This is a genomic window from Streptomyces sp. NPDC104202, from assembly GCF_055584185.1.
In genome coordinates, this window is record NZ_JBVJMN010000016.1 from 52832 (window position 1) to 76164 (window position 23333).

General features: G+C 74.4%; 22 protein-coding genes. 3 read left to right on the plus strand and 19 right to left on the minus strand.

Annotated features, from left to right (window positions below):
• Positions 1-118: 118 nt before the first annotated feature.
• From ACZ60W_RS13600 to ACZ60W_RS13645, 10 genes are all read right to left on the minus strand, one after another.
• Positions 119-316 (minus strand): hypothetical protein, encoded by a 198-nt coding sequence (locus ACZ60W_RS13600; protein WP_469755496.1) that lies wholly within the window; start codon positions 314-316, stop codon positions 119-121.
• A 165-nt stretch (positions 317-481) separates the two neighbouring features.
• Positions 482-1273, minus strand: a complete 792-nt coding sequence (locus ACZ60W_RS13605) for an ABC transporter permease (protein WP_469755497.1) — start codon at positions 1271-1273, stop codon at positions 482-484.
• A gap of 14 nt (positions 1274-1287) precedes the next feature.
• Positions 1288-2061: an ABC transporter permease gene (locus ACZ60W_RS13610; RefSeq protein WP_469755498.1), complete on the minus strand. Its 774-nt coding sequence runs from the start codon at positions 2059-2061 to the stop codon at positions 1288-1290.
• Positions 2058-3059, minus strand: coding sequence for an ABC transporter ATP-binding protein (locus tag ACZ60W_RS13615; protein ID WP_469755499.1), 1002 nt, complete (start codon positions 3057-3059; stop codon positions 2058-2060). The genes ACZ60W_RS13610 and ACZ60W_RS13615 overlap by 4 nt, the downstream gene beginning before the upstream one ends.
• A 72-nt stretch (positions 3060-3131) precedes the next feature.
• Positions 3132-4136 (minus strand): ArsR/SmtB family transcription factor, encoded by a 1005-nt coding sequence (locus ACZ60W_RS13620; protein WP_469755500.1) that lies wholly within the window; start codon positions 4134-4136, stop codon positions 3132-3134.
• The gene (locus tag ACZ60W_RS13625; protein ID WP_469755501.1) at positions 4133-5683 is read right to left on the minus strand and encodes a DUF7059 domain-containing protein; all 1551 of its coding nucleotides are present in this window, start codon (positions 5681-5683) and stop codon (positions 4133-4135) included. Before ACZ60W_RS13625 ends, ACZ60W_RS13620 begins: the two co-directional genes overlap by 4 nt.
• A gap of 94 nt (positions 5684-5777) precedes the next feature.
• Complete coding sequence (locus ACZ60W_RS13630; RefSeq protein ID WP_469755502.1) at positions 5778-6461, minus strand: small secreted protein; 684 nt, start codon at positions 6459-6461, stop codon at positions 5778-5780.
• 161 nt (positions 6462-6622) lie between these two features.
• Entirely contained in the window at positions 6623-8941 is a 2319-nt protein-coding gene (locus tag ACZ60W_RS13635) for a sodium-translocating pyrophosphatase (protein WP_469755503.1), read from the minus strand.
• Positions 8942-9316: 375 nt separating this feature from the next.
• Complete coding sequence (locus ACZ60W_RS13640) at positions 9317-9775, minus strand: ATP-binding protein (protein ID WP_469755504.1); 459 nt, start codon at positions 9773-9775, stop codon at positions 9317-9319.
• 16 nt (positions 9776-9791) lie between these two features.
• Positions 9792-10145: an STAS domain-containing protein gene (locus ACZ60W_RS13645; RefSeq protein WP_015034520.1), complete on the minus strand. Its 354-nt coding sequence runs from the start codon at positions 10143-10145 to the stop codon at positions 9792-9794.
• An 80-nt stretch (positions 10146-10225) separates the two neighbouring features.
• Between ACZ60W_RS13645 and ACZ60W_RS13650 the strand changes: the two genes are divergently transcribed.
• Complete coding sequence (locus ACZ60W_RS13650; RefSeq protein WP_469755505.1) at positions 10226-12736, plus strand: DEAD/DEAH box helicase; 2511 nt, start codon at positions 10226-10228, stop codon at positions 12734-12736.
• Here ACZ60W_RS13650 and ACZ60W_RS13655 read toward each other — a convergent pair.
• The 7 genes from ACZ60W_RS13655 to ssd all read right to left on the minus strand — a co-directional run bounded on the left by ACZ60W_RS13655 (position 12645) and on the right by ssd (position 18066).
• Entirely contained in the window at positions 12645-13241 is a 597-nt protein-coding gene (locus tag ACZ60W_RS13655; RefSeq protein ID WP_469755506.1) for an Rv3654c family TadE-like protein, read from the minus strand. The genes ACZ60W_RS13650 and ACZ60W_RS13655 overlap by 92 nt on opposite strands.
• The gene (locus ACZ60W_RS13660; protein WP_469755507.1) at positions 13238-13639 is read right to left on the minus strand and encodes a TadE family type IV pilus minor pilin; all 402 of its coding nucleotides are present in this window, start codon (positions 13637-13639) and stop codon (positions 13238-13240) included. Before ACZ60W_RS13660 ends, ACZ60W_RS13655 begins: the two co-directional genes overlap by 4 nt.
• The gene (locus tag ACZ60W_RS13665; protein ID WP_469755508.1) at positions 13626-13832 is read right to left on the minus strand and encodes a DUF4244 domain-containing protein; all 207 of its coding nucleotides are present in this window, start codon (positions 13830-13832) and stop codon (positions 13626-13628) included. The genes ACZ60W_RS13660 and ACZ60W_RS13665 overlap by 14 nt, the downstream gene beginning before the upstream one ends.
• A gap of 163 nt (positions 13833-13995) precedes the next feature.
• Positions 13996-14784: a type II secretion system F family protein gene (locus ACZ60W_RS13670; RefSeq protein WP_469755553.1), complete on the minus strand. Its 789-nt coding sequence runs from the start codon at positions 14782-14784 to the stop codon at positions 13996-13998.
• Positions 14784-15770, minus strand: a complete 987-nt coding sequence (locus ACZ60W_RS13675; RefSeq protein WP_469755509.1) for a type II secretion system F family protein — start codon at positions 15768-15770, stop codon at positions 14784-14786. Before ACZ60W_RS13675 ends, ACZ60W_RS13670 begins: the two co-directional genes overlap by 1 nt.
• On the minus strand, positions 15767-16948 hold the full coding sequence (locus ACZ60W_RS13680) for a TadA family conjugal transfer-associated ATPase (RefSeq protein ID WP_469755510.1): 1182 nt from the start codon (positions 16946-16948) through the stop codon (positions 15767-15769). Before ACZ60W_RS13680 ends, ACZ60W_RS13675 begins: the two co-directional genes overlap by 4 nt.
• Positions 16945-18066: a septum site-determining protein Ssd gene (ssd, locus tag ACZ60W_RS13685; protein WP_469755511.1), complete on the minus strand. Its 1122-nt coding sequence runs from the start codon at positions 18064-18066 to the stop codon at positions 16945-16947. Before ssd ends, ACZ60W_RS13680 begins: the two co-directional genes overlap by 4 nt.
• A 448-nt stretch (positions 18067-18514) precedes the next feature.
• On the opposite strand from ssd, the gene ACZ60W_RS13690 reads away from it, so the two are divergent.
• Entirely contained in the window at positions 18515-19381 is an 867-nt protein-coding gene (locus tag ACZ60W_RS13690; protein ID WP_469755512.1) for an HAD family hydrolase, read from the plus strand.
• A 423-nt stretch (positions 19382-19804) separates the two neighbouring features.
• Here ACZ60W_RS13690 and ACZ60W_RS13695 read toward each other — a convergent pair whose 3' ends face one another.
• Positions 19805-20623, minus strand: coding sequence for a Fic family protein (locus ACZ60W_RS13695; protein ID WP_469755513.1), 819 nt, complete (start codon positions 20621-20623; stop codon positions 19805-19807).
• Between the two features lie 102 nt (positions 20624-20725).
• On the opposite strand from ACZ60W_RS13695, the gene ACZ60W_RS13700 reads away from it, so the two are divergent.
• Positions 20726-21712: an ATP-binding protein gene (locus ACZ60W_RS13700; RefSeq protein WP_469755514.1), complete on the plus strand. Its 987-nt coding sequence runs from the start codon at positions 20726-20728 to the stop codon at positions 21710-21712.
• A 61-nt stretch (positions 21713-21773) separates the two neighbouring features.
• Here the strand turns inward: ACZ60W_RS13700 and ACZ60W_RS13705 are convergent, their stop codons facing one another.
• Positions 21774-23108 carry a polysaccharide deacetylase family protein gene (locus tag ACZ60W_RS13705; RefSeq protein ID WP_469755515.1) on the minus strand — a complete coding sequence of 445 codons (1335 nt, stop codon included), beginning with the start codon at positions 23106-23108 and terminating at the stop codon, positions 21774-21776.
• Positions 23109-23333 lie beyond the last annotated feature (225 nt).

The window sequence follows — 23333 nt, forward strand, 5'->3', positions numbered from 1 at the left end:
GCCACTCGAACGGTAACCCGAGTCCTGGCATTCCTGCCGCCCGGACTCCCGGACGGGCGGGGCGGGCCGTCGCGCGGGTGCCGTCGGCGGAGGGGGCACGGGCGGGGCCCGCGAGGCGTCAGAGGCGCCCGAAGCACCAGAGCCCGAGGACCAGGAAGGCGAGGCCGGACAGGCCCGTCAGGGCGACGGCCGCGCGCGGCGCGACCCCGTACACCACGGGCTCACGGTGCAGCGAGCGCACGGTGGTCCACAGCAGCAGGGCGCCTCCGAACAGCGTGAACGCCGCCCCCGCGAAGATCGCCGGCCCGCTCTCCATGCCCGTACCCCGTTCCGTCCCCGTGCGGTGATCGTCTCCCGGGCCGAGGCTGGCACCTCCGGGCATCGTGGGCACGAACTCCGGGTGAACGCAGCGGGGCGGCCCCGGAGGGTGTCACGAAGATGGCCGGTAGTGACCCATTCCTCACCCCTCGCCTCCCTTCCGTCACATGGTGTCGAGCGTGGCGCGGCGCCGGCTGCCGCGCTCGAAGAGCCCCAGGAGGACCACGGCGAGCACGCTCCAGCCGGCCCCCACCGCCAGCTCGGCCCCCAGCAGCCCGCCGTCCAGGCCGGTCCCCGCGGTCAGCCCGCGCGCCGCGTCCGCCGCGTGGGTGAGCGGCAGCAGCTCGCCGGCGGTCCGCATCCACTCCGGCAGCGTCTCCCGCGGGACGGCCGCGCCCGTCAGGAGCAGCAGCCCGGAACTCGCCACGTTGGAGACGAGGAACACATCGCGGAAGCGGAGCCCGAGCGCGCCGAGCGCCAGCCCGAAGGCCGAGCAGGCACCGGCCGCGACGAGCAGCACCAGCGCGAGTCCGGGCAGCGCCCGGGCGGGCACCGGCAGACCGAGGAGCAGCGCGGCGGCGGTGAGCACGAAGGCGCTGACGAACAGCCCGTTGAGGACGTACGGCAGGGCGCGCCCGAGCCACAGCGGGACCCGGGGGCGGGGGGAGAGCAGCACCGCGCCGAGGGTGCCGTAGCGGCGCTCGTTGGCGACGGCCATCGTGCCGCCGTACACGCAGGAGGCGGAAGCCGCGAGGACGGCGTTCCCGACCAGGTGGAAGCGGTCGTCGGCGACGCCCAGCTGCCGGCCGAGGAAGACGAAGAAGATCACCTGGAGGAGCGGCCCGACCAGCAGGGTTCCGACGAACATCGGCGGCGTGGTCCAGTTGAACAGCGCGCGGTAGGAGATCGCCCCGCCGACGACGACGAGCCGGGCGGTACCGGGGAAACGGAACATGGCTCTCTGGCCTTTCAGGTGAGGGCGAGCGTGGCCGCGGCGCGCGCCCGGCGCTCCACCCGGCCGAGGACGAGGACGGCGGCCAGCGCGTATCCGGCGCCGAGCGTGGCGGCGGCCAGCAGCGGCACGACCACCTCCCCGCCGGAGGTCGCCGCGTGCACGGCCCGCGCGCCCCAGGTCGTGGGCAGCGCCCAGGAGACCGGACGGGTCCAGACGGGCAGCACGGTGACCGGCACGAGCAGGCCGGACAGCAGCCAGACGGGGGTGTCGAGCGGGTTGGCCAGCGCGTTGGCGTTGCGCAGCAGGACGAAGGTGGCGGCGAGCAGCAGCCCCGTCATGCCCAGAGCGAGGACGCAGACCGGGACCGCGACGAGGAAGAGCAGCGGGTGGGCGAAGTCGAGCGGCACGTCGAAGAGGAGGACGCCCCACAGGACCGTCGCCCCCATCGCGTACGTGCCGATGACGGCGGTCGCCAGGGTGATGGGGAGCAGCACGAGCGCGAGCGGGGTCGGCGCCACGACGAGGGTCTCCAGCGTGCCGAGCCACCGCTGGTTCTGCACCGCGCCGCCCGAGCCGAAGAGCACCGAGCCCCAGATGCCCATGAGTCCGGCCCCGACGGAGGCGGTGAGCAGGCGGTCCGGGTCGCCGGCCGCGCGGAACAGGTGGACGGCCAGGGTCGCGTAGACCAGCGGGACGAGGACGGCGAAGGTGATCTCCAGCGGGGAGCGCGACATGTACGCGACGTGGGTGCGCACCCCGACCAGCAGCAGCCGCGGGACGCGCCTCACGCGGACACCCCCCGGGCGGCGGTCCCGGCCGCCTCCTCCACGATCGCGATGTAGGCGTCCTCCAGGGAGGGTTCGCGGCTCGTGACCCGCCCGATCCGGACGCCTTCGAGCGCCGCCAGGACGGGTCCGTGCAGGTCGGCGGCGCCGCGGCCGGTCTGCACGGTCACGGTCTGGAGCGCGCCCCGGTCCTCGGCCGACACGCCCCGCACCCCGGGCAACCGGCGGACCCGGCCGAGCCGCTCCTCGTCGACGCCGTACGCCTCGATCTCCAGCACGTCCCGTTCCCGCACGAGGGACTTGAGGCTGCCCGGGGTGCCGAGGGCGCGGACGCGGCCGCCCGCGATGACGGCGATCCGGTCGCAGAGTTCGTCGGCCTCGGCCATGTAGTGGGTGGTGAGCAGCACGGTGGTGCCGGCCGCGGCGAGGTCGGCGACGGTGCGCCGCAGGTCACGGGCGGCGACGGGGTCGACTCCGACGGACGGCTCGTCGAGGAAGAGGACGTCGGGGCGGTGCAGCAGGCCGCGGGCGATGTGGAGGCGCTGCCGCATGCCGCGCGAGTACCCCTCGACCCGCTCCCGCTCACGGCCCGAGAGGCCGACCAGGTCGAGGAGTTCGGCGATGCGGCGCTTCTGGTCGCGGGCCGCGACGCCGTACAGCTCGGCGAAGTAGCGGAGGTTGTCGAGCGCGGAGAGGCGGTCGTAGAGGCCGCGGTCGCCGCCGAAGACGTACCCGATCCTGCGGCGCACGGCGACGGGGTCACGGGCCACGTCGTGGCCGAACACCCGGGCCGTGCCGGACGTCGGCAGCAGCAGGGTGTTGAGCATCTTGATGGTGGTGGTCTTGCCGGCGCCGTTGGGCCCGAGCAGCCCGAACAGCTCCCCGGGCGCCACCTCGAAGGTGACCCCGCGCACGGCCTCGGTCTCGGTGCGCCGGGATCTCGGCCATCCGGTCCTGCTGGTGTAGGTGCGGCGCAGCGCGTCCGCCTCGATTGCGAGCATGGGGCGGACGGTAGGAGCCGGCGGGAGGGCGGGGCCATCGATTCGGGGGCTCCCGAATCGTCGCCCGCGGCCTCACGCCACGGCGCCGAGCACGTCCTGTCCCGCGAGCAGGGCGAGCAGCGAGCGCCCGGTGTCGGTGAGTTGGTAGTACACCGAGCGGCCGACGCGGTGCCGGGTGACGACGCCGGCCTCGGAGAGCACCGACAGGTGCTCGGAGACCGTGCTGGGCGCGAGGCCGAGCCGGTCGGCGAGGCCGGCCGTGGTCAGGGGGCCGCCGAGCTCGCGCAGGACGGCGGCGCGGCCGCGGCCGAGCATCAGCCCCAGCCGGTCCTCGGCGACGGGTTCGGGGGGTTCGCGCAGCGCGGCGGCGCCCCTGGCCTGGAAGCTGAGCGCGAAGACCTCGGGGTCGTCGGTCGAGTAGAGCCGGCAGCCCTCGGCGAAGACCAGCGGCACGAGGACCAGGCGGCGCTCCCCCGGCGCGTACACCGCGTCGACGTGCTTGGTCAGTTCGAGCACGGGCGGCCGCCACCGTCCCCTGCTCTCCAGTCCGGCGAACAGCGCGTCGACGCCCTCGGTCGCGAACGTCCGGGCGCGGACGAGCACTTCGTCCTCGACGAGCCGCCGCATGGTCGGCCAGTACGGCTCGATCGCCCCTTCCCAGTAGGCCGCGTACGCGTCGGCGAGCGCCGCGCAGGCCGCCTCCGGGTCCTCCAGGTAGGGCCGCAGGAAGGGCGCGTCACTCATGCCGGGATAGCAGGCGGCCGCCTGCTCGCGCACGAACGCCGGGTCGGTGGCCCGCAGGGCGGCGAGTTCCTCGTGGACGTGGACGGTGCCGAACGGCCGCGGCAGCAGGAAGTCGGAGACGCCGTAGCGCCCCTCGGCGAACAGGTCCCACAGCGGACGCAGCCGGTCGTCCCCGCGCCACACCTCGCGCGCCCGCCCCACCCACTCCTGGTACGGCCAGGACGGGTGGCGCCACGGCAGCGCGAGGTGCATCGAGCAAAACGCGTCGCGCAGGGGGCTGACGGCGATCCGGGTCGCCCCCAGCGCGGCCTCGTCCAGCTCGATCCGTATCAAGCGCCCTGCTCCCCCGGGCCCTCCGCGCCGGCCGGGAGGAGGAAGCCCTCCTCCACGAGCAGCCGGATGGCCTGCGGGGTGCGGTCGCGCAGCACGACCGGGTCCTCGCCCATCAGCTGGCCGATCGCGTCGAGGATGCGGCCGGCGCTGAGCGTGCCGTCGCAGACGCCGGCGAACCCGGCGCCGACGTGGTCGACCCTGGTGGCCCGGCGCATCCCGCGGTTCTGCCGGAGCACGACGTGCTCGGGGTCCTCGGCGCCGGGCAGCCCGACCTGCTCCTGCATCACCTCGGGCGCGAGCGTGAACCGGTCGGCGAGGAGCGCCGCGTCGTCACGGGTGCGCAGGTAGTCCTGGCGCTCGAAGTGGGCGCGGACGGTGGGCCCGAGGGGCTGCTCCACCGGGTGCGGCCACTCCTCGATCAGGATCGCCGGCTCGACCGCGCCGGAGGCCACGGCGTCGTTGCGCCGGATGGTGATCCAGCCGAAGCCCACCGCGCGCGTCCCGCGCGCCTCGAACTCGTCGAGCCAGCGGCCGTACGCCACCCGGTAGGCGTCCGGGTCCCCGCGGTGGTCGCCGCTGTCCCGCAGCCAGAGCTCGGTGTACTGGGTGACGTCCTGCACCTCGCGCTGGACGATCCAGGCGTCGCAGCCGCGCGGCACCCAGGACCGCAGCCGCTCCTGCCAGTCCTCGCCGTCCACGTGCTGCCAGTTGGCGAGGAACTGGGCGTACCCGCCGTCGTTGAGCCGCTCGCCCGCCTGCTGCACCAGCGTGCGGCACAGGTCGTCGCCGCCCATCCCGCCGTCCCGGTAGGTGAGCCGGGCGCCGGGGGAGATCACGAACGGCGGGTTGGAGACGATCAGGTCGTACGTGTCGCCGTCGACGGGCTCGAAGAGCGAACCGGTCAGCAGCTCGGCCTCGCGGGCCCCTGAGAGGGCCAGCGTGAGCCGCGTGAAGTCCAGCGCCCGCGGGTTGAGGTCGGTCGCGGTGACCAGGGTCGCGTGCTGGGCGGCGTGCAGCGCCTGGATGCCGGAGCCGGTGCCGAGGTCGAGCGCGGAGGAGACGGCCGTGCGGATCGTGATGCCGGCGAGCGTGGTGGAGGCGCCGCCGACGCCGAGGACGACGCCCTCGTCCTTCTTCCCGATGCCGCCGGCGCCGCCGACGGCGCAGCCCAGGTCGGAGACGATGAACCAGTCCTCGCCGTCCGGGCCGCCGTAGGGCCGGATGTCGACCGTGGCGAGGACGTCGTCGTCCTCGCGGACCACCCAGCCGTCGTCGAGGGCCTCGTCGAGCGGGAGCGCCGCGGCGGCGGCCGCGTGCCCGACGGGCCGCTGGAGCAGGAAGAGGCGGACGAGGACCTCCAGCGGCGAGTCGCCGCGGGTGGCGCGCAGGGCCGGGACGGTCTCGCTGCGGGCAAGCGCCGAGTAGGCGGGGGCGCCGAGCAGGTCGAGCAGTCCGTCGGCGGTGAAGCCGGCGGCGAGCAGCGCCTCGCGCAGACGGGCGGCGTGCGCGGGGGCCGGGAGGCGGGGGGGCAGGCTGGTCGTACTCACCGCTCCATTGTGACCGCCGCCACCGGCATCCGGGCCGCCGACCCGGCGGCGGGCGGCCGACCGCCGCCGCCACCGGGCCCGCGGGGCCCGTTTCCTACTCCGCCTTCGGGGTCGCCCCGGGCGTGGCCTTCTTCGCCGGGTCCGTGGCGCCGGAGTCCGCGCCCGCGGTGCCCGCGCCCTGGTCCGCCGCACCGGCGCCGGAGTTCGGGGAGGCGGAGCCCTTCGGCGGGACCGAGGCGGTCGGCTTCTGGCAGCCGGGCTGCTTGGCCATCGCCTGGCCGAGCTCGCCCTCCTCCAGCTTGGACAGGGCGTTCTGGTCCATCTTCTCGATCTTGGTCAGGCCGTCGGCGACGCCCTGGAGACCGTCGGCGAACTTCTGCTGGTTCGTCGGGTCCAGCGCGTCGACCTGCTTCTTGAGCCCCTCGTAGGCCACCGCGGTGGCGTTGAGCTCCTTGATCGCGTCCTGCTGGACCTTCTCGCCGTTCTCGACGGGCGGGGCGCCGGCCGCCTCGACGGCCTTGGCGAGCGCCCGGTCGGCGTCGGCGATGTCCTGGAACGCCTTCGAGTCGGCGGTCTGGATCTCGGCCGGCTGGCTGTCGGCCGCGGTCGAGATGATGATCTGGTGGGCGTCGGCACGCTTCTGGATCTGGGGCTTGGCCTGGTCGCAGAAGGTCTTCGCCCAGTCACCCACCTTGTCGCCCTCGTCGTCGCTGCAACCGGACAGCGCGAGCACCAGTACCGCGCCGCCGGACAGTGCGGCCGCAAGCTTCTTGTTCAACGGATCGGTCCCTTCCAAGGCTCTCGGCCCCGGAACATACACGCCGAACGGGCTACTTCCACCTTTCGTGCGACTGATTCATCCCTTATTGCAACCTTTTGAACCAAGCGAGATACGACACGATCGTCTCCGGAACTCCAGGGAATGAGACGGACACCACGTCAGGAGACCGCCACCGAACGCCTCTTGGAGACCCGGACCGCGGCGATCACCACGGCCACCGCGACCACCGCGACCGCCGCCCGCACTCCGGCGCTCGCGTCGTCGCCGTAACCGAACTCCACCACCGCCGGCGCGATCAGCAGCGCCACCAGGTTCATCACCTTCAGGAGCGGGTTGATCGCCGGGCCCGCCGTGTCCTTGAACGGGTCGCCGACCGTGTCCCCGATGACCGTCGCCTCGTGCGCCTCGCTGCCCTTGCCGCCGTGGTTGCCGTCCTCGACCAGCTTCTTCGCGTTGTCCCAGGCACCACCGGAGTTGGCGAGGAAGACCGCCATCAGCGCGCCCGCGCCGATCGCCCCCGCCAGGTACGCGCCCAGCGGGCCGACGCCGAGCGTGAAGCCCACCGCGATCGGGGCCATCACCGCGAGCAGCCCGGGCGTGGCGAGCTCGCGCAGCGCGTCCCTGGTGCAGATGTCGACGACCCGCCCGTACGCCGGCTTCTCCGTGAAGTCCATGATCCCGGGATGCTCGCGGAACTGCCGCCGCACCTCGTACACCACCGCTCCCGCCGAGCGCGAGACCGCGTTGATCGCGAGCCCCGAGAAGAGGAAGACCACCGCGGCGCCGAGGATCAGCCCGAAGAGGTTGTTGGGCTGCGAGATGTCCATCGAGAGCGTCAGCGCGTCCGCCTTCCCGATCCGCCCGCCGACGTCGGCGACCGAGGTCGCGAGGGCGTCCCGGTACGAGCCGAAGAGCGCCGAGGCCGCCAGGACGGCCGTGGCGATGGCGATGCCCTTGGTGATGGCCTTCGTCGTGTTGCCGACCGCGTCGAGATCGGTGAGGACCCGCGCGCCCGCGCCCTCGACGTCCCCCGACATCTCCGCGATGCCCTGCGCGTTGTCGGCGACCGGGCCGAAGGTGTCCATGGCGACGATCACGCCGACGGTGGTCAGCAGGCCCGTCCCGGCGAGCGCGACCGCGAACAGCGCCAGCATGATCGAGGCGCCGCCGAGCAGGAACGCCCCGTAGACGGTGAGCCCGATGAGCAGGGCCGTGTAGACGGCGGACTCCATGCCCAGCGCCACGCCCGCGAGGACGACCGTGGCGGGCCCGGTGAGCGAGGACTTCCCGATGTCCCGGACCGGCCGCCGGCTCGTCTCCGTGAAGTAGCCGGTGAGCTGCTGGATCAGCGCGGCGAGGACGATCCCCAGGGCGACCGCGACCAGCGCCAGGACCCGCGGATCGCCGTCGTGAGCGCGGATGCCGGGCTCGGTGACGCCCTCCAGCTCCGCGTACGAGGACGGGAGGTGGACGAAGGCCGCGACGGCGACCAGGGCGAGCGAGACCACCGCCGAGACGAGGAACCCCCGGTTGATCGGGCTCATGCCGCTGCGGTCGGTGCGCCGCGGCGAGACCGCCAGGATGCCGATCACCGCCGTCACCACCCCGATCGCCGGGACGATCAGCGGGAAGGCCAGCCCGTGGTCGCCGAAGGCCGCCTTGCCGAGGATCAGCGCGGCGACCAGGGTCACGGCGTACGACTCGAACAGGTCGGCCGCCATGCCCGCGCAGTCGCCGACGTTGTCGCCCACGTTGTCGGCGATGGTGGCGGCGTTGCGCGGGTCGTCCTCCGGGATGCCCTGCTCGACCTTGCCGACCAGGTCGGCGCCGACGTCGGCGGCCTTGGTGAAGATCCCGCCGCCCACCCTCATGAACATGGCGATGAGCGCGGCGCCCAGCCCGAAGCCCTCCAGGACCTTCGGCGCGTCGGCGCCGTAGACGAGGACGACGCACGCCGCCCCCAGCAGCCCCAGACCGACGGTGCACATCCCGACGACCCCGCCGGTGCGGAACGCGATCCGGGTGGCCTTGTGCGCGATCTCCGTCAGGTCCTTCTCCGGCTCCCCCGGCGCGGGGGTGGCCTCCCGGGCCGCCGCGGCGACCCGCACGTTCGCCCGGACGGCCAACCGCATGCCGATGTACCCGGTGGTCGCCGAGAAGAGCGCCCCGACCAGGAAGAACAGGGAGCGGCCGGCCCGCTGCGACCAGTCGTCCGCGGGCAGCAACATCAACAGGAGGAAGACGGCGACGGCGAAGACCGCCACGGTCCGCAGCTGCCGCGCGAGATAGGCGTTGGCGCCCTCCTGCACGGCGGCCGCGATCTCCCGCATCCGCTCGGTCCCCTGCCCGGCCGCGAGCACCTGGCGGACGAGGAGCCGCGCGACGACCAGCGCGGCGAGGGCGACGGCGGCGACGACGATCACGATCGCCCGGTTCTCGCTCGTGAGCACCGCGGCGGCGAGGGTGGTGGGGTACATGGGGACGGATCATAGGGAGACGAACCCCCTCATTCGGGGACCCCGGGAAGCCCTCCGCGCGGATGCACCAACGCGCCGCCCGGGCGCGTCGGCCGCGCGACGGGGGTCCGGGAGGACCTCCGGAACCGGACGGCGGCACGGACGACCGCGCAAGAAGAAGAGGCCCCGCGGTGCGGGGCCTCTTCTTCTTGCGCATCACGGAGAGCCGGCGCTCTCACCCGGAGAGCCGGTCGTACCCGTCCGGCCGGTCCGGCGCATACGGCCGGTCCGGCACGGTCGGCCGGCCCCGCACGAGCGGCGGGGGCCTCCACGTCAGGGGCCGGGGCTTCCGCGTCGCAGGAGCCCGGACCTCCGCGTCAGGACGGGACGTCCACGTCAGGAGAGGACGTTCGCCGGATTCACCGGCCAGCTCATCCGGAGGGTTCCGCCGTCCTCGCCGGCGCTCACCTCGACGTCGTCGACGAGCCCGCGGATCACCGCGAGACCCATCTCGTCCTCGCCGTCGGCGTCGTCGAAGTCCTCGGCCGGGGCCGAGGCCCGCGAACCGGGGACACCGACGGCATCGGCCGCCGCCACTCCCGCGCCCGGCACCTCGTCGCCGACCGCGATGGAGAACGTCTTCTCCTCCTCGATCAGCACGACCCGGATGGGGGTCGTGACGCCGTTGCTGCGGTGCAGCCCGACCGCGCGCGAACACGCCTCGCCGACGGCGAGACGCACCTCGTCGAGGACCGCCTCGTCCACGCCCGCCCGGCGCGCCACCGCGGCCGCCACCAGGCGGGCCGTGCGGACGTGCTCGGGCTGAGCGCTGAAGCGGAGTTCAACGGTGGCCATGCGGACCCCCTCGGGCTCAGTCGACGGCGTTGACGGCCTCGTCGACCGAGGTGTGGATCGGGAACACCTTGGTGAGGCCCGTGATCCGGAAAATCTTGAGAATGCGCTCCTGGTTGCAGACGAGACGCAGCGATCCCTCGTGCGCGCGGACGCGCTTCAGGCCACCGACGAGCACACCGAGGCCGGTGGAGTCGAGAAAGTCCACGCCCTCCATGTCCACGACCAGGTGGTAGCTGCCGTCGTTCACCAACTCGACCAACTGCTCGCGCAGCTTGGGCGCGGTATACACATCAATCTCGCCACCGACCTCGACGACCGTACGGTCGCCACCAGCGCCGGACACATTGCGAGTCGACAGGGACAGGTCCACGGATCCTCCAGCACCTTGCTATCGGGCGATCGCCCCCTCGGGCCTCCCAGGCGGAGCCAGGGAACTGATCGCCAGCCGCGATGGCATTCAATCACTTACCAGCAGCCATGCACGACGCCTTGGAAGCATTGTCCGTCATGGCAGTGACACACTCGGTGCCGATGGCCAAGAATCAGCGCCCCAGTCGACCGGCCGGGGACACGGGCAGTCGCCCCTCCCCCGGCGTGGTCCTCGACCGGCTCGCCGCGGGCGAGAGCCGGTCTTCGCGCATCACCCATACGGAGCACATGCCCGCCCGGGAGGGCCGTCATGCCGTCTGGCCGCACCGCATCCGTCCGGAGGTGATCGCGGCGATCACAGAGGCCGGGATCGAGCACCCCTGGGTCCATCAGGCGCAGGCCGCGGAGCACGCCCTGGACGGCGCATCCGTGGTGATCGCCACGGGCACCGCCTCGGGCAAGTCGCTCGCCTACCTCGCGCCGGTGCTCACAACCCTCCTGGACGGCTCCGAGGCCGCGAACGGGCGCGGGACCACCGCGCTCTACCTCTCGCCCACCAAGGCCCTCGCGGCCGACCAGCGGCGCGCCGTGCGGGAGCTGGCCGCCCCGCTCGGCAACCGGATCCGCCCCGCCGTCTACGACGGCGACACCCCCGTCGAGGAACGCGAGTGGGTCCGCCAGTACGCGAACTACGTGCTGACCAACCCCGACATGCTCCACCGGGGCATACTCCCCTCCCACCCCAGGTGGGCCTCCTTCCTGCGCGCCCTGCGCTACGTCGTGATCGACGAGTGCCACACCTACCGGGGCGTCTTCGGCTCCCACGTCGCCCAGGTGCTGCGGCGCCTGCGCCGGATCTGCGCCCGGTACGGCTCCGACCCCGTCTTCCTCCTCGCCTCCGCCACCTCGGCCGAACCCGCGCGTGCCGCGTCCCGCCTGACCGGCCTGCCGGTCACCGAGGTCTCCGACGACGCCTCCCCGCGCGGCGAGCTGGTCTTCGCCCTCTGGGAGCCGCCGCTCACCGAGCTCCACGGCGAACGCGGCGCGCCGGTGCGGCGCACCGCCACCGCCGAGACCGCGGACCTGCTCACCGATCTGACCCGCCAGGGCGTCCGCTCGGTCGCCTTCGTCCGCTCCCGGCGCGGCGCCGAGCTGATCTCGGTGATCGCACAGGAACGGCTGGCCGAGACCGACCGCACGCTGGCCCGCCGGGTCGCCGCCTACCGGGGCGGCTACCTGCCCGAGGAGCGCCGGGCCCTGGAGCAGGCCCTCCACTCCGGAGAGCTCCTCGGCCTGGCCGCCACGACCGCCCTGGAACTGGGCGTCGACGTCTCCGGCCTGGACGCCGTCCTGATCGCCGGCTACCCGGGCACCCGGGCCTCCCTGTGGCAGCAGGCCGGCCGCGCCGGCCGTTCGGGCGAGGGCGCCCTCGCCGTCCTGATCGCCCGCGACGACCCGCTGGACACCTTCCTGGTCCACCACCCGGAGGCCATTTTCGAACAACCGGTCGAATCGACCGTGCTGGACCCCGACAACCCCTACGTCCTCGCCCCCCATCTGTGCGCCGCCGCGGCCGAGCTGCCCCTGACCGAACCGGACCTGGCCCTCTTCGGCCCCGCCGTCCCCGGCCTGCTCCCCCAGCTGGAGGGCGCCGGGCTGCTGCGCCGCCGCTCCACCGGCTGGTACTGGACCCGCCGCGAGCGCGCCGCCGACCTCACCGACATCCGGGGCGGCGGCGGCAGCCCCGTGCGCATCGTCGAGTCCGGCACCGGCCGGCTGCTCGGCACCGTCGACGAGGCCGCCTCCCACGGCGCCGTCCACGAGGGCGCCGTCCACCTCCACCAGGGCCGCACCTACCTGGTGCGGGAGCTCGACCTCAAGGATTCCGTGGCCCTCGTCGAAGAGGCCGTCCCGCCCTACTCGACCACCGCCCGCGACACCACCTCCATCGCCGTCCTGGACACCGAGACCGAGATCCCCTGGGGGTCCGGCCGCCTCTGCTTCGGCTCCGTCGAGGTCACCAACCAGGTCGTCTCCTTCCTGCGCCGGCGGCTGATCACCGGCGAGGTCCTCGGCGAGACCAAGCTGGACCTGCCGCCCCGCACGCTGCGCACCCGCGCCGTGTGGTGGACGGTCACCGAGGACCAGCTCGACGCCGCCCGGATCACCCCCGAGATCCTCGGGGGCGCCCTGCACGCCGCCGAACACGCCTCCATCGGCATGCTCCCGCTCTTCGCCACCTGCGACCGCTGGGACATCGGCGGCGTCTCCGTCCCGCTCCACCCCGACACCCTGCTGCCCACCGTCTTCGTGTACGACGGCCACCCGGGCGGCGCGGGCTTCGCCGAGCGCGCCTTCCACACGGCCCGTGCCTGGCTCGCCGCCACCCGCGAGGCCATCGCCTCCTGCGAGTGCGACGCCGGCTGCCCCTCCTGCATCCAGTCCCCCAAGTGCGGCAACGGCAACGACCCCCTCCACAAACGCGGCGCCGTCCGCCTCCTCACCGAACTCCTCCGCTCGGCCCCACAGGACGAGGCGAGGCCGGAGGGGGCGGAGGTCCCGGCGGTCCCGGAGGGCCCGCCCTCGACCTGATCTCCGGCCGGTAGGGGCCGCGCGCGACGCGGGCGGTCACCTCGGCGATCTCGCCGCTCAGGGCGCACCGCGCCAGCTCGGCGCCCTGAGCGGCCGCGACGCGGGACGCGGCGGCGCACGCCTCGGCCTCGCCCCACAGGGCCCGGTCGGCGGCGGCGAGGGCGGCCAGGTCGGCCGCGCCCCCGGCCCGGTGCCGGGCCGCGACCGCCTGCCCCAGCGCCAGCACCGCCGCGAACACCACGCACAGCGCACACGCCGCGAACGCCGCCCACACGGTCGCCGCACCCCGGTCCCGTTCCCGGCCCGCATCCCGCGCTCGTCGTTGATCCCGTTCCCGGCCTGGGTCCCGCGCTCGTCGTTGATCCCGTTCCCGGCCTGGGTCCCGCGCTCGTCGTTGATCCCGTTCCCGGCCTGGGTCCCGCGCTCGGCCGGGGTCCCCGCCTGGGTCCCCGCCGCCGTGGAGACGGGGAGCTACCCGGCGCCGTGGCGGACCGGCCGCCGTCATGCGGGGCCTCCGGCGGCCGGGGGCGCACCCGCCTCGGGCGCGTCCTCGGGGGACGCGTCGAGGGTGTCCTCGGCGAGGGCGGCCGCGCCAGCCCGGAGGGTGATGCCCATGCCCCCGGGCCCGGGGGCGGCGGCCTCGACCGCCACCCGCCAGAGGTCGCCGTCCCGCGTCACCGAGACGCGGGACCCTTCGGGCGCGGCGGCCCGGGCGGACGCCTCGGCGGAGGCCGGGGGCTCCGATCGGGCTGCCGCCCGTGCCCCGGCGCGGGCCGCGTCGACGCACCGGATCTGTGCGGCGGCCGCGGCGAGCGCCCAGAGCAGGGTCACCGTGAACAGGGCGAGGACAGGCAGCACCATCGCCGCCTCGACGGTCACGAAGCCCCGGTCAGAACGGCGCATCGAGAGCCTTGCCGATCATCGACTCCAGGGCTCCCGAGACCGTCTCGCTGGTCACGATCTTGTAGAGCACCGCGGCGAAGGCCGCCGCGGCGATCGTCCCCACCGCGTACTCGGACGTGGTCATCCCTTCGTCGCGGCGCGGTGCCGCCCGTCGCGCCCGCCACCATTCGCCCAGCCACACCTTGATCGCCATGCCGACCTCCTCGTTCTTCCCGTGTTCCTGTCTCGCCTGCCGTGCTCTGCCATGACCTGTCGTGCCGCCGTGCTCTTCGCGCCACCCCTTCCTGCTCCCGCTCCTGCCCCTGCTCCTGCTCTTGCTCCCGCCTCCGCTCCGTCCGGGGCGCGAATCCTCGTGTTCACCGGTCGAGGAGCCCCGTCGCGAGTCCGATCACCACGGGGGCCACCCCCACGGCGAGGAACGCGGGGAGGAAGCAGAGCCCCACGGGAGCGCTGATCAGGACCTGGGCCCGGCGCGCTCCCGCCGCGGCCTTACGGGCACGGGCGGCACGGAGGGCGCCGGCGTGCCGGGTGACGGCCTCGGCCGCGGGGGCGCCGGACGAGGCAGCCCGTTCCATGCAACGGGCCAGCCCTTCGGCGCCGGGCAGCGCGCCGAACCTCCCCCACACCTCGGCCGGTTCCCCGCCCAGGCGGAGTTCGGCGGCCGTGCGGGTCAGGCGGTCGCCGAGGGGGCCGCCGAGCGAGCGGCCGACCGCCTCCGCCGCCTCGCCGGGCGCGGCGCCCGAGGCGGCGCAGGCGGCCAGCAGGTCCGCGGCGAGGGGGAGGTGGCGGATCGTCTCCTCGTCGTCGTCGCCCGCCGGGGCGGCCCGGCGGGCGAGCGCCTGCCGGGCGCCGAGCGCCACCAGCACTCCCGCGCACAGGCCGGTGATCCCGCCGAAGAGGGCCCAGCCGACGCCGACCCCGATCAGGGGCACCGCCCAGAGCGCCACCCATGGCGGCATCGCGGCCCGGCCCCTCCGGGCGTGGGGCTCGGACAGGTCGAGGAGGTTCGCGGCCCGTCGGCGGATCCGGTGGGCCCGGAGCCGTCGCAGCGCCTCCACGGCGCCCCGTGCGCACAGGACGACGGCCAGTGCCGGAAGTCCGGCGGCCCTGAGGGCGTCGAGGCCCTGTTCAACGGCGCTGAGCATCATGCCCGCTCACCCCCTCGTACGATCCGCGCGGCCCACCACAGGCCCGTCGCCTCCAGCGCCCCGCCGACGGCCAGGCAGCCCAGCCCTGCCGGGGTGTGGAGCAGGACCCGGAGCGGTTCGGCGCCCAGCGCCGCGCCGAGGGCGAGTCCGGCCGCCGGGAGGGCGGCGAGGACGGCCACCGTCGCCCAGGCCCCGGCCAGTTCGGCCCGCAGCCGGTCACGCTGTTCCTGGTGGTCGCGCAGGGCGGCTTCCAGCCGGTCGAGCCCGGCGGCGAGGCCCGCTCCGCCGTCCACGGCCACCTGCCAGCAGGCCGCCATGCCGGCGAGCCCGTCGGCACCGTCCTGCCGGGCGGCCCGCCGCAAGGCGTCCGGCACGTCCCCGCCGAACCGGGCCGCCGCCAGGACGGACGCCTCGGCGGCGCCCAGGGCGCCCGTCTCGCGGGCGGCGAAGGCCAACGCCTGCGCGGGCTGCCAACCGGCCCGCAGCTCGCCGACGACCGCCGCGCAGAGGGCCGTCACCCGCGCCGACCGCGCCTCGCGTTCCTTCCGCAGCCCGGCGGCCCGCAGCCGCCGTCCGACCAGGGGGAGCGCGAGCGCTCCCGCCACCAGGGGAAGGGGTGACGCGCCGACGAGCGCCAGGACCGCCCCCACCGGCAGGCAGAGCCAGGCACGGCGCCCTCGCACCACGGTCCGGATCCGTGCGGCCGCCTCCTGCCAGGTCCGACGGCCACGCGCGAGCCCACCCGCCCCCACCGCCCCTCCGGACCGGCCGGAACCGCCGGAGCCGGTGAAGTGACCAGGGCCACCGGAGCCGGTGGAGTGACCAGGGCCGACGGGGCCGGTGGGACGCCCGCTCGCGAGCAGCCCCCGGGCCCGGTTCGCCCCGCGCCGCCGCTCGGCCACCCACCACAGCGCCAGGACCGCGCAGAGTGCCACGGCCCCCTGTGCCAGGGCCCGCACGGGGTCCAGCGTCTCCGCCGTCATGCTCCCCCTCCGATCAGCGAGTTCAGCCGCTCCCAGCCCCGCTCGCGCGCGAACCCGGCCACGCCCCAGCGCAGCGCGGGAACCGTGCGGACGAGACCGTCGCGGTCCCGCTCCAGGACGTGGACCTCGGCGATCCGCCGGCGGCCGTCCCGGTCGCGCACGACGTGGACCACGACGGAGAGGCCCGCGCCCAGCTGGCTGTGCAGGGCCGCCCGGTCGAGTCCGGCCGCCGTGCCGAGGGCCTCCAGCCTGGCGGGCACGGCCGCCGCCGTGTTGGCGTGGAGCGTCCCGCAGCCCCCGTCGTGGCCCGTGTTGAGGGCCGCGAGGAGATCCACGGCCTCCGCGCCGCGGACCTCGCCGACGACGAGGCGGTCGGGGCGCATCCGCAGCGCCTGACGGACCAGGTCCCGCAGGGTGACGAGACCGGCGCCCTCCTGGTTGGCGGGGCGCGCCTCCAGACGCACCACGTGCGGGTGGTCGGGCCGCAGCTCCGCCGAGTCCTCGGCGAGGACGATCCGCTCCCGCTCCCCCACCAGTCCCAGCAGGGAGGCGAGGAGCGTGGTCTTTCCCGTGCCGGTGCCACCGCTGACCAGGTACGAGACCCGGGCGTCGATCAGGGCGCGGAGGATCGCGGCGCCGTCGGGCGGCACGGTGCCGGCGGCCGTGAGCTCCGCCAGCGAGAAGGCGCGCGGGCGCACCACCCGCAGCGACAGGCAGGTCGAGCCGACGGCGACCGGCGGCAGGACGGCGTGCATGCGGGTGCCGTCGGGGAGCCGCGCGTCCACCCAGGGGCGGGCGTCGTCGAGCCTGCGCCCGGCCACGGCGGCGAGCCGCTGCGCGAGCCTGCGGACGGCGGAGGCGTCGGGGAAGGACACCGGGGCCCGTTCGAGTCCGGCGCCCCGGTCGACCCAGACGCGGTCGGGCGCCGAGACCAGGACGTCGGTGACCGCCGGGTCGGCGAGCAGCGGCTCCAGCGGGCCGGTGCCGATCAGTTCGCAGCGCAGCTCCTCCGCGGCGCCGAGCACCTCCGTGTCGCCGAGCAGGCGTCCCTGGGCCCGCAGGGCCGCCGCCACCCGCGCGGGGGTGGGTTCCGCCCCGCTCGCGGCGAGGCGCTGGCGCACGGCGTCGAGGAGGCCGGCGCCGCCTCCCGTGGCGGCCCGCCCGCCCGTCCCGGTCACGCCGCACCGCCGGGGGCGAGCGCGCGGTCCCAGAAGGCGGCGCAGAACCGGCCCAGGGGAGCGCGGGGTTCGGCGCCCGGCGGGACGCCCGCGTCCTGGTCGGCCACGATCCCCGGGTCGTAGGGAAGTTCCCCGGCCAGCGGCAGCCGCAGCGCGTCGGCGACCCACCGCTCGTCGAGTCCCGCCGCGTACGGTCCGCGGACCACGGCGCGGACGTCCCGGACTGCCGCGCCGAGGGCCAGGGCCACCCGGTGGGCCGCGGCGACGGCCCGCAGCTCGCCCGGCACGACGAGCAGGGCGAGGTCGAGCTGGGCCAGGGCCTCCGCGGCGGCGTCGTCGGCGCCGCGGGGCAGGTCGACCACGACGACCCCGCCGCGGCGGCGCGCCGCGCCGAGCACGGACCGCACGGCCTCAGGCGGCACCGGTGCGGCGGGCTCCCTGCCCCAGCTGAGCACCCGGACGCCCCGCACCGACGGCAGGGACTCCTCCAGGGCGCCGCCGGCCAGGCGGCCCTTGGAGGCGGCGAAGTCGGGCCAGCGTCTGCCCTCCTCGCGCTCGCCGCCGAGCAGCACGTCGAGTCCGCCGCCCAGCGGGTCCCCGTCGACGAGCAGGGTGCGCCGCCCGGTCCGCGCGGCGGCCAAGGCGAGGCCGCAGGCCAGGGTGGAGGCGCCGGCGCCGCCACGGCCACCGACGACCCCGACGGTCAGGGCGGACCGGCCGACGCCCTCGGCGGCGTCGGCGATGCGGTCGACGAGGAGGGCCTCGGCGTCGGGCAGCCGCAGCACGCACTCCGCCCCGATCTCGACGGCCAGCCGCCAGACCTCCGGGTCGTCGCGGTCGCGGCCGACGAGGACGGTCCCGGGCCGGCGCACCGCTCCCCGGCAGCGGGCCGCGGCGTCGTCGCCGACGAGCACGAGCGGAGGATCGGTCCAGCCGGTGCGCCGCTCCGGAACCCGGTGGTGGACCTCGGGTTCGACCCCCGCCGCCGCGCACAGGCGGAGGAGATCGTCGAGCAGCCCGAGGTCCTCGGTGACGATCAGCGGCCCGGTCCGGCGGGGCTCGTCCGGAGCCCGGGACTCCGTCCGGCGTGATTCCGTGCCCGTCCTGGTGGCCCCCATGGCGCACCCCTCTCGTGAATCCTGCGGTCCGCGAACTTCGCGACAGGAATCACCGTGGGGCCGTCCGGGAAATCGTGGGGAATCCGACAGGAAACTGCGGATAACCCAGGCCCTGTGAATAACTTCCCCACCCCTCCGGGGACTGTCCGGAACGCATCCCGCCGGTTACTGTGAGTGAGCAATCAGGGGTGTGGTCGGCCGAGGGCCGGGACGCGGCCGGGAGCCGCGAGGAAGGGAGCGAGCGATGCCAAAGGGAGCGAAAACGGCTCCGGACATGCGACGACCCCCGCCGGGGGGGAGAGCGGGGGTCGTCTTTCCGGCCGACTCGGGGGGGGAGGAGCCGGACCGGGTTAGCACGGTCGCGAACGATCCGTGACTTCCATGGTGTACCCGAGAGCCTTCTCAGGCAAACCCACGCGCCCGAGCGTACGCCGAATGGCGGGCACCTATGCTCAGCGTTGTGGAAAACCACTCCTTGCCGCGCACAGCCGCCTTCTTTGACCTGGACAAGACGGTCATTGCGAAGTCCTCGACGCTGACCTTCAGCAAGTCCTTCTACCGGGGAGGACTGATCAGCCGCCGTGCCGCCCTGCGGACGGCCTACATCCAGTTCGTCTTCCTGGCGGGCGGGGCCGACCACGACCAGATGGAGCGGATGCGCGAATACCTTTCCGCGCTCTGCAAGGGCTGGAACGTCGCCCAGGTGAAGGAGCTCGTCGCCGAGACCCTTCACGACCTGATCGACCCGATCATCTACGACGAGGCGGCCTCCCTCATCGAGTCGCACCACGCCGCGGGCCGCGACGTCGTCATCGTCTCGACCTCCGGAGCCGAGGTGGTCGAGCCGATCGGCGAGATGCTCGGCGCCGACCGCGTCGTCGCCACCCGGATGGTGGTCGGCGACGACGGCTGCTTCACCGGGGAGGTCGAGTACTACGCCTACGGCCCGACGAAGGCCGAGGCGGTCCGGGAGCTGGCCGAGTCCGAGGGCTACGACCTCTCGCGCTGCTACGCCTACAGCGACTCGGCGACCGACATCCCCATGCTGGAGGCGGTCGGCCACCCGTACGCGGTCAATCCCGACCGGACGCTGCGCCGCGAGGCCACGGCCCGCGAGTGGCCGGTCCTGGCCTTCGAGAAGCCGGTGCGGCTCAAGCAGCGGCTGCCCGAGTTCCGGATGCCGCCCCGGCCGACGCTCGTCGCCGCGGCCGCGGTGGGAGCGGCGGCGGTGGGAGCCGGGCTCGTCTGGTACGCGGCCCGGCGGCGGCAGGCCGCCCTCGCCCAGGGGCCGGCGGGTGGTTTTGCCCGGATGTGAGGGAAGGGCCGGAGAAGTGCGGTCACCACTTTCGCTTCCCCCCGGACAGGAGTAGAAAGGAATCAGGCCCGCGAGACCGAGGACATCCGAGAGGATCACCTGTTGAGCATGAAGGCCCCACGGACCTAGCACCGAAACCGGGCACCCACGCGACGTCGACCCGTCGATTACGGGCCAGCCGCACCAGGCCACGGGCAAAGTACCCGGCCTGATGGGCACATATCGAGGACGCTTGGTAACTGGGTGGACGTGCCAGCGGCGGTACCAGGACTGGTGCCGCCGCAACCCGTTCCGGGCCCCCACGGGGGCCCGGAATTCTTTGCCCTCCGGGCCTTTTCCGTGCCCGCTCGGGCCCCTTTCGGACCAGGCGCTCGTTCGGGGGCCTTTCCGACCCGGCGCCCGCTCGGGTCCCCGGGGCGGGCCTCAGGCCGCGCCGCGCTGGAGCGCCTCGCAGACGGCCGTCGACTCCCGGACGCCCAGTTCGACCGAGCGGCCGCAGTGGGCGATCCACGCGCCGACGCCCTGCGGGGTCCCCGACAGATACCCCTCGAAGGCGGCCACGTAGGCGGCGCGCCCCTGCTCGGCGTGGCCGACCTCGGCCGGGCAGATCGCCTTGGGGTCGAGGCCGCTGCCGACCAGCACGATCCGCTCCGCCGCCCGGGCCACCAGCCCGTTGTACGAGGTGAAGGGACGCAGGGCGAGCAGTTCGCCGTGGACGACGGCGGCGGTGACCAGCGCGGGGGCGTCGCCGCCGGCGACGATCAGTTCCGCGAGGCCGTCGAGCCGGCCGGCGACCTCGGAGGGCGCCGGGGCCGGGGCCTCGATCAGCGGCTCGTCGACGGTCTCGCCGTCCAGCCGGGGACGTCCGACGGACTCGCCGGGGTCGCCGGCGGCGACCAGGTGGAGCCGGGCGAGGACCCGCAGCGGCGACTGCCGCCAGATGGAGAGCAGCTGTCCGGCCTCGGCGCCCAGCCGCAGGGCGGCGCCGACCGCGCGGGCCTCGGGGTCGGCGCTGAAGTCGGAGCGCCGGCGGACCTCTTCCAGGGCCCAGTCGGCACCGGCGAGGGCGGCCGAGCCGCGCGCGCCGCGCAGGGCCGCCTCGGAGGAGATCTCGTTGCTGCGGCGGCGCATCACGCGGTGGCCGTAGACCCGGTCGACGGCCTTGCGTACGGAGTCCACCGCGTCGGCGACGCCCGGCAGGGAGCCGAGGGCGGCCAAGGGGTCAGAGGCGTGCGTACTCATAAGTAGGGAGGCTACGCGTCCCGGCGGCCCGCCCCACGAAGGAGTGGTCTTCTTCACGCTCTTTGACCACCACGTGCGATCGTGCCACTACGCTAGGTGAACATGAAGATCGCTTTCGTCGGGAAGGGCGGCAGCGGTAAGACCACGCTGTCCTCGCTCTTCATCCGCCACCTCGCCGCCAACGAAGCCCCCGTCGTCGCCGTCGACGCCGACATCAACCAGCACCTCGGCGCCGCGCTCGGCCTGCCCGAGGCGGAGGCCGCCGCGCTGCCCGCGATGGGGGCGCACCTGCCCCTGATCAAGGAGTACCTGCGGGGCTCCAACCCGCGGATCGACTCCGCCGACTCGATGATCAAGACGACTCCGCCCGGGGAGGGCTCACGGCTGCTGCGGGTCCGCGAGGACAACCCGGTGTACGAGGCGTGCGCGCGGCCGGTCCCGCTCGACGACGGGGACGTGCGGCTGATGGCGACCGGCCCCTTCACCGAGTCGGACCTCGGGGTCTCCTGCTACCACTCGAAGGTCGGGGCGGTGGAGCTCTGCCTCAACCACCTGGTGGACGGCGCCGACGAGTACGTGGTGGTCGACATGACGGCGGGTTCGGACTCCTTCGCGTCCGGCCTCTTCACCCGGTTCGACATGACCTTCCTGGTCGCCGAGCCGACCCGCAAGGGCGTCTCGGTCTACCGCCAGTACAAGGAGTACGCGCGGGACTTCGGGGTCGCGCTCAAGGTCGTCGGGAACAAGGTGCAGGGCCGCGACGACCTCGACTTCCTCCGCGAGGAGGTCGGCGAGGACCTGCTCGTGACGGTCGGCCACTCGGACTGGGTCCGGGCGATGGAGAAGGGCCGCCCGCCGCGCTTCGAGCTGCTGGAGGCGGAGAACCGCATGTCGCTCCAGGCCCTGCAGGACGCGGCGGACGACTCGTACGCCCATCGGGACTGGGAGCGCTACACGCGGCAGATGGTCCACTTCCACCTGCGGAACGCCGAGAGCTGGGGGAACGCCAAGACCGGGGCCGACCTGGCGGCGCAGGTCGACCCCGGGTTCGTGCTGTCGGAGGAGCTCGGCGCGGTTCAGCCCGCCTGAGGGCCGGACCGGGGGCACCGCGCCGTCGGGCCCGCCCGCGGGCCGGTCGCCCGGCCGGCGGTCAGTGCTCCCCGGGCCGCTCGGCGGCGGGGGCCGGGACCGCGGGGACGCCGGCCGCCGGGGCTCCGGCGGGCGCCGCCGGCTGGGGGGTGAGGAAGGCCTGCCAGCCGCCGGCCGGGGCCTCGCCGACCTTCAGGGTGCGCATCTTGGCGACGACGTCGGGGTCCTGGGCGTCGAGCCAGTCGGCGAGCTGGCGGAAGGAGACGCACTTGACGTCCTTCTGCACGCAGACCGTGGCGATGGTCTCCTCGATGGCCCGCATGTACGTGCCGCCGTTCCAGGACTCGAAGTGGTTGCCGATGATCAGCGGCGCCCGGTTGCCCCGGTAGGAGCGCTCGAAGGCCTGCACCAGGCCGTCACGCATCTGGTCGCCCCAGTAGCGCTGCTGGGAGGGGTCGCCCTGGGTCGTCCCGGGCGACTGGTTGACCAGGAAGTTGTAGTCCATGGAGAGCGTCTGGAAGGCGCGGCCGGGCATGGGGACCAGCTGCATCGACAGGTCCCACAGGCCCACGTCCTTCTTGGGCCAGATCTGGTCGTTCACGCCGCTGGTGTCGTAGCGGAAGCCCATCTGCGCGGCCGCCTGGACGAAGTTCTTGCGCCCCTCCAGGCAGGGGGTGCGGGCGCCGACGAGCTCCTTGTCGTAGTCGAAGGGCAGCGGCTGCTCGGCACGCAGGCCGGCGTTGGTCTTCCAGTTCTTGACGAACGACTTGGCCTGCTGGATCTCGCTCTTCCACTCCTCGACGGACCAGGTGCCGACGCCTCCCTCGGCGCCGCAGAAGTGGCCGTTGAAGTGGGTGCCGACCTCGTTGCCCTCCTGCCACGCGCCGCGCAGCTCGCGGACGGTGGCGCGGATGCCCTCGGTGTCGTTGAAGCCGATGTCGGAGCGGCCGGCGCTGTGCTGCGGCGGGTCGTAGAGGTTCCGCTTCTCCTCCGGCAGCAGGTACACGCCGCTGAGGAAGTAGGTCATCTTGGCGTCGTACTTCCGGCCGACCGAGCGGAAGTGGGAGAAGAGCTTCTGGCTGTCCTCGCCGGCGCCGTCCCACGAGAAGACGACGAACTGCGGCGGGGTCTCCCCCGGCTTGAGGCGCTGCCAGACCGGCTGGTGGGGCTGGGCGCCGGTGAAGGCGGTGGAGCCGTCGCCGATCAGGCGGGGCGCCGTCTGCGGGGCCGCGGCGGCGGGGCCCTTCTTGGCGGCGCCCGCACCGCCCGCCGTGCCCTTCGTGGCCGCGCCGTCGGAGCCCGAGCAGCCGGCGAGGCCGGTGATCAGGGCGACGGCGAGGGTGCCCGCGGCGAGCGCCTTCCTGGGGACTGCGGTCCTTCTCCCTGCGGCTGTCATCCGCCCACCTCTCCTCGGTTCCGAACGGGCGGCGTCAACGTCGCACCACGACGGCCGGGACGATGAAACGACAAGCGGTAATACGTTCGGCGATCACCGGAACAGGTGAATCTTTGCCCTATTTGCCCCGAAAATAATGCCGCAGTCTTTACTCTCCATTACGATCCATTTACTGAGCGTTGATCCTCGCCCCGGCGCGGACCCCGCCGTACATCCCGCCGCTGC

Excerpts from the sequence above, each read along its gene's own strand:
- ACZ60W_RS13600 (WP_469755496.1), bottom strand. The coding sequence starts at position 316 with ATGGAGAGCGGGCCGGCGATCTTCGCGGGGGCGGCGTTCACGCTGTTC.
- ACZ60W_RS13605 (WP_469755497.1), bottom strand. The coding sequence starts at position 1,273 with ATGTTCCGTTTCCCCGGTACCGCCCGGCTCGTCGTCGTCGGCGGGGCG.
- ACZ60W_RS13615 (WP_469755499.1), bottom strand. The coding sequence starts at position 3,059 with ATGCTCGCAATCGAGGCGGACGCGCTGCGCCGCACCTACACCAGCAGG.
- ACZ60W_RS13635 (WP_469755503.1), bottom strand. The coding sequence starts at position 8,941 with ATGTACCCCACCACCCTCGCCGCCGCGGTGCTCACGAGCGAGAACCGG.
- ACZ60W_RS13640 (WP_469755504.1), bottom strand. The coding sequence starts at position 9,775 with ATGGCCACCGTTGAACTCCGCTTCAGCGCTCAGCCCGAGCACGTCCGC.
- ACZ60W_RS13650 (WP_469755505.1), top strand. The coding sequence starts at position 10,226 with ATGGCATTCAATCACTTACCAGCAGCCATGCACGACGCCTTGGAAGCA.
- ACZ60W_RS13655 (WP_469755506.1), bottom strand. The coding sequence starts at position 13,241 with ATGACGGCGGCCGGTCCGCCACGGCGCCGGGTAGCTCCCCGTCTCCAC.
- ACZ60W_RS13660 (WP_469755507.1), bottom strand. The coding sequence starts at position 13,639 with ATGCGCCGTTCTGACCGGGGCTTCGTGACCGTCGAGGCGGCGATGGTG.
- ACZ60W_RS13665 (WP_469755508.1), bottom strand. The coding sequence starts at position 13,832 with ATGGCGATCAAGGTGTGGCTGGGCGAATGGTGGCGGGCGCGACGGGCG.
- ACZ60W_RS13670 (WP_469755553.1), bottom strand. The coding sequence starts at position 14,784 with ATGCTCAGCGCCGTTGAACAGGGCCTCGACGCCCTCAGGGCCGCCGGA.
- ACZ60W_RS13675 (WP_469755509.1), bottom strand. The coding sequence starts at position 15,770 with ATGACGGCGGAGACGCTGGACCCCGTGCGGGCCCTGGCACAGGGGGCC.
- ssd (WP_469755511.1), bottom strand. The coding sequence starts at position 18,066 with ATGGGGGCCACCAGGACGGGCACGGAATCACGCCGGACGGAGTCCCGG.
- ACZ60W_RS13690 (WP_469755512.1), top strand. The coding sequence starts at position 18,515 with ATGCTCAGCGTTGTGGAAAACCACTCCTTGCCGCGCACAGCCGCCTTC.
- ACZ60W_RS13695 (WP_469755513.1), bottom strand. The coding sequence starts at position 20,623 with ATGAGTACGCACGCCTCTGACCCCTTGGCCGCCCTCGGCTCCCTGCCG.
- ACZ60W_RS13700 (WP_469755514.1), top strand. The coding sequence starts at position 20,726 with ATGAAGATCGCTTTCGTCGGGAAGGGCGGCAGCGGTAAGACCACGCTG.
- ACZ60W_RS13705 (WP_469755515.1), bottom strand. The coding sequence starts at position 23,108 with ATGACAGCCGCAGGGAGAAGGACCGCAGTCCCCAGGAAGGCGCTCGCC.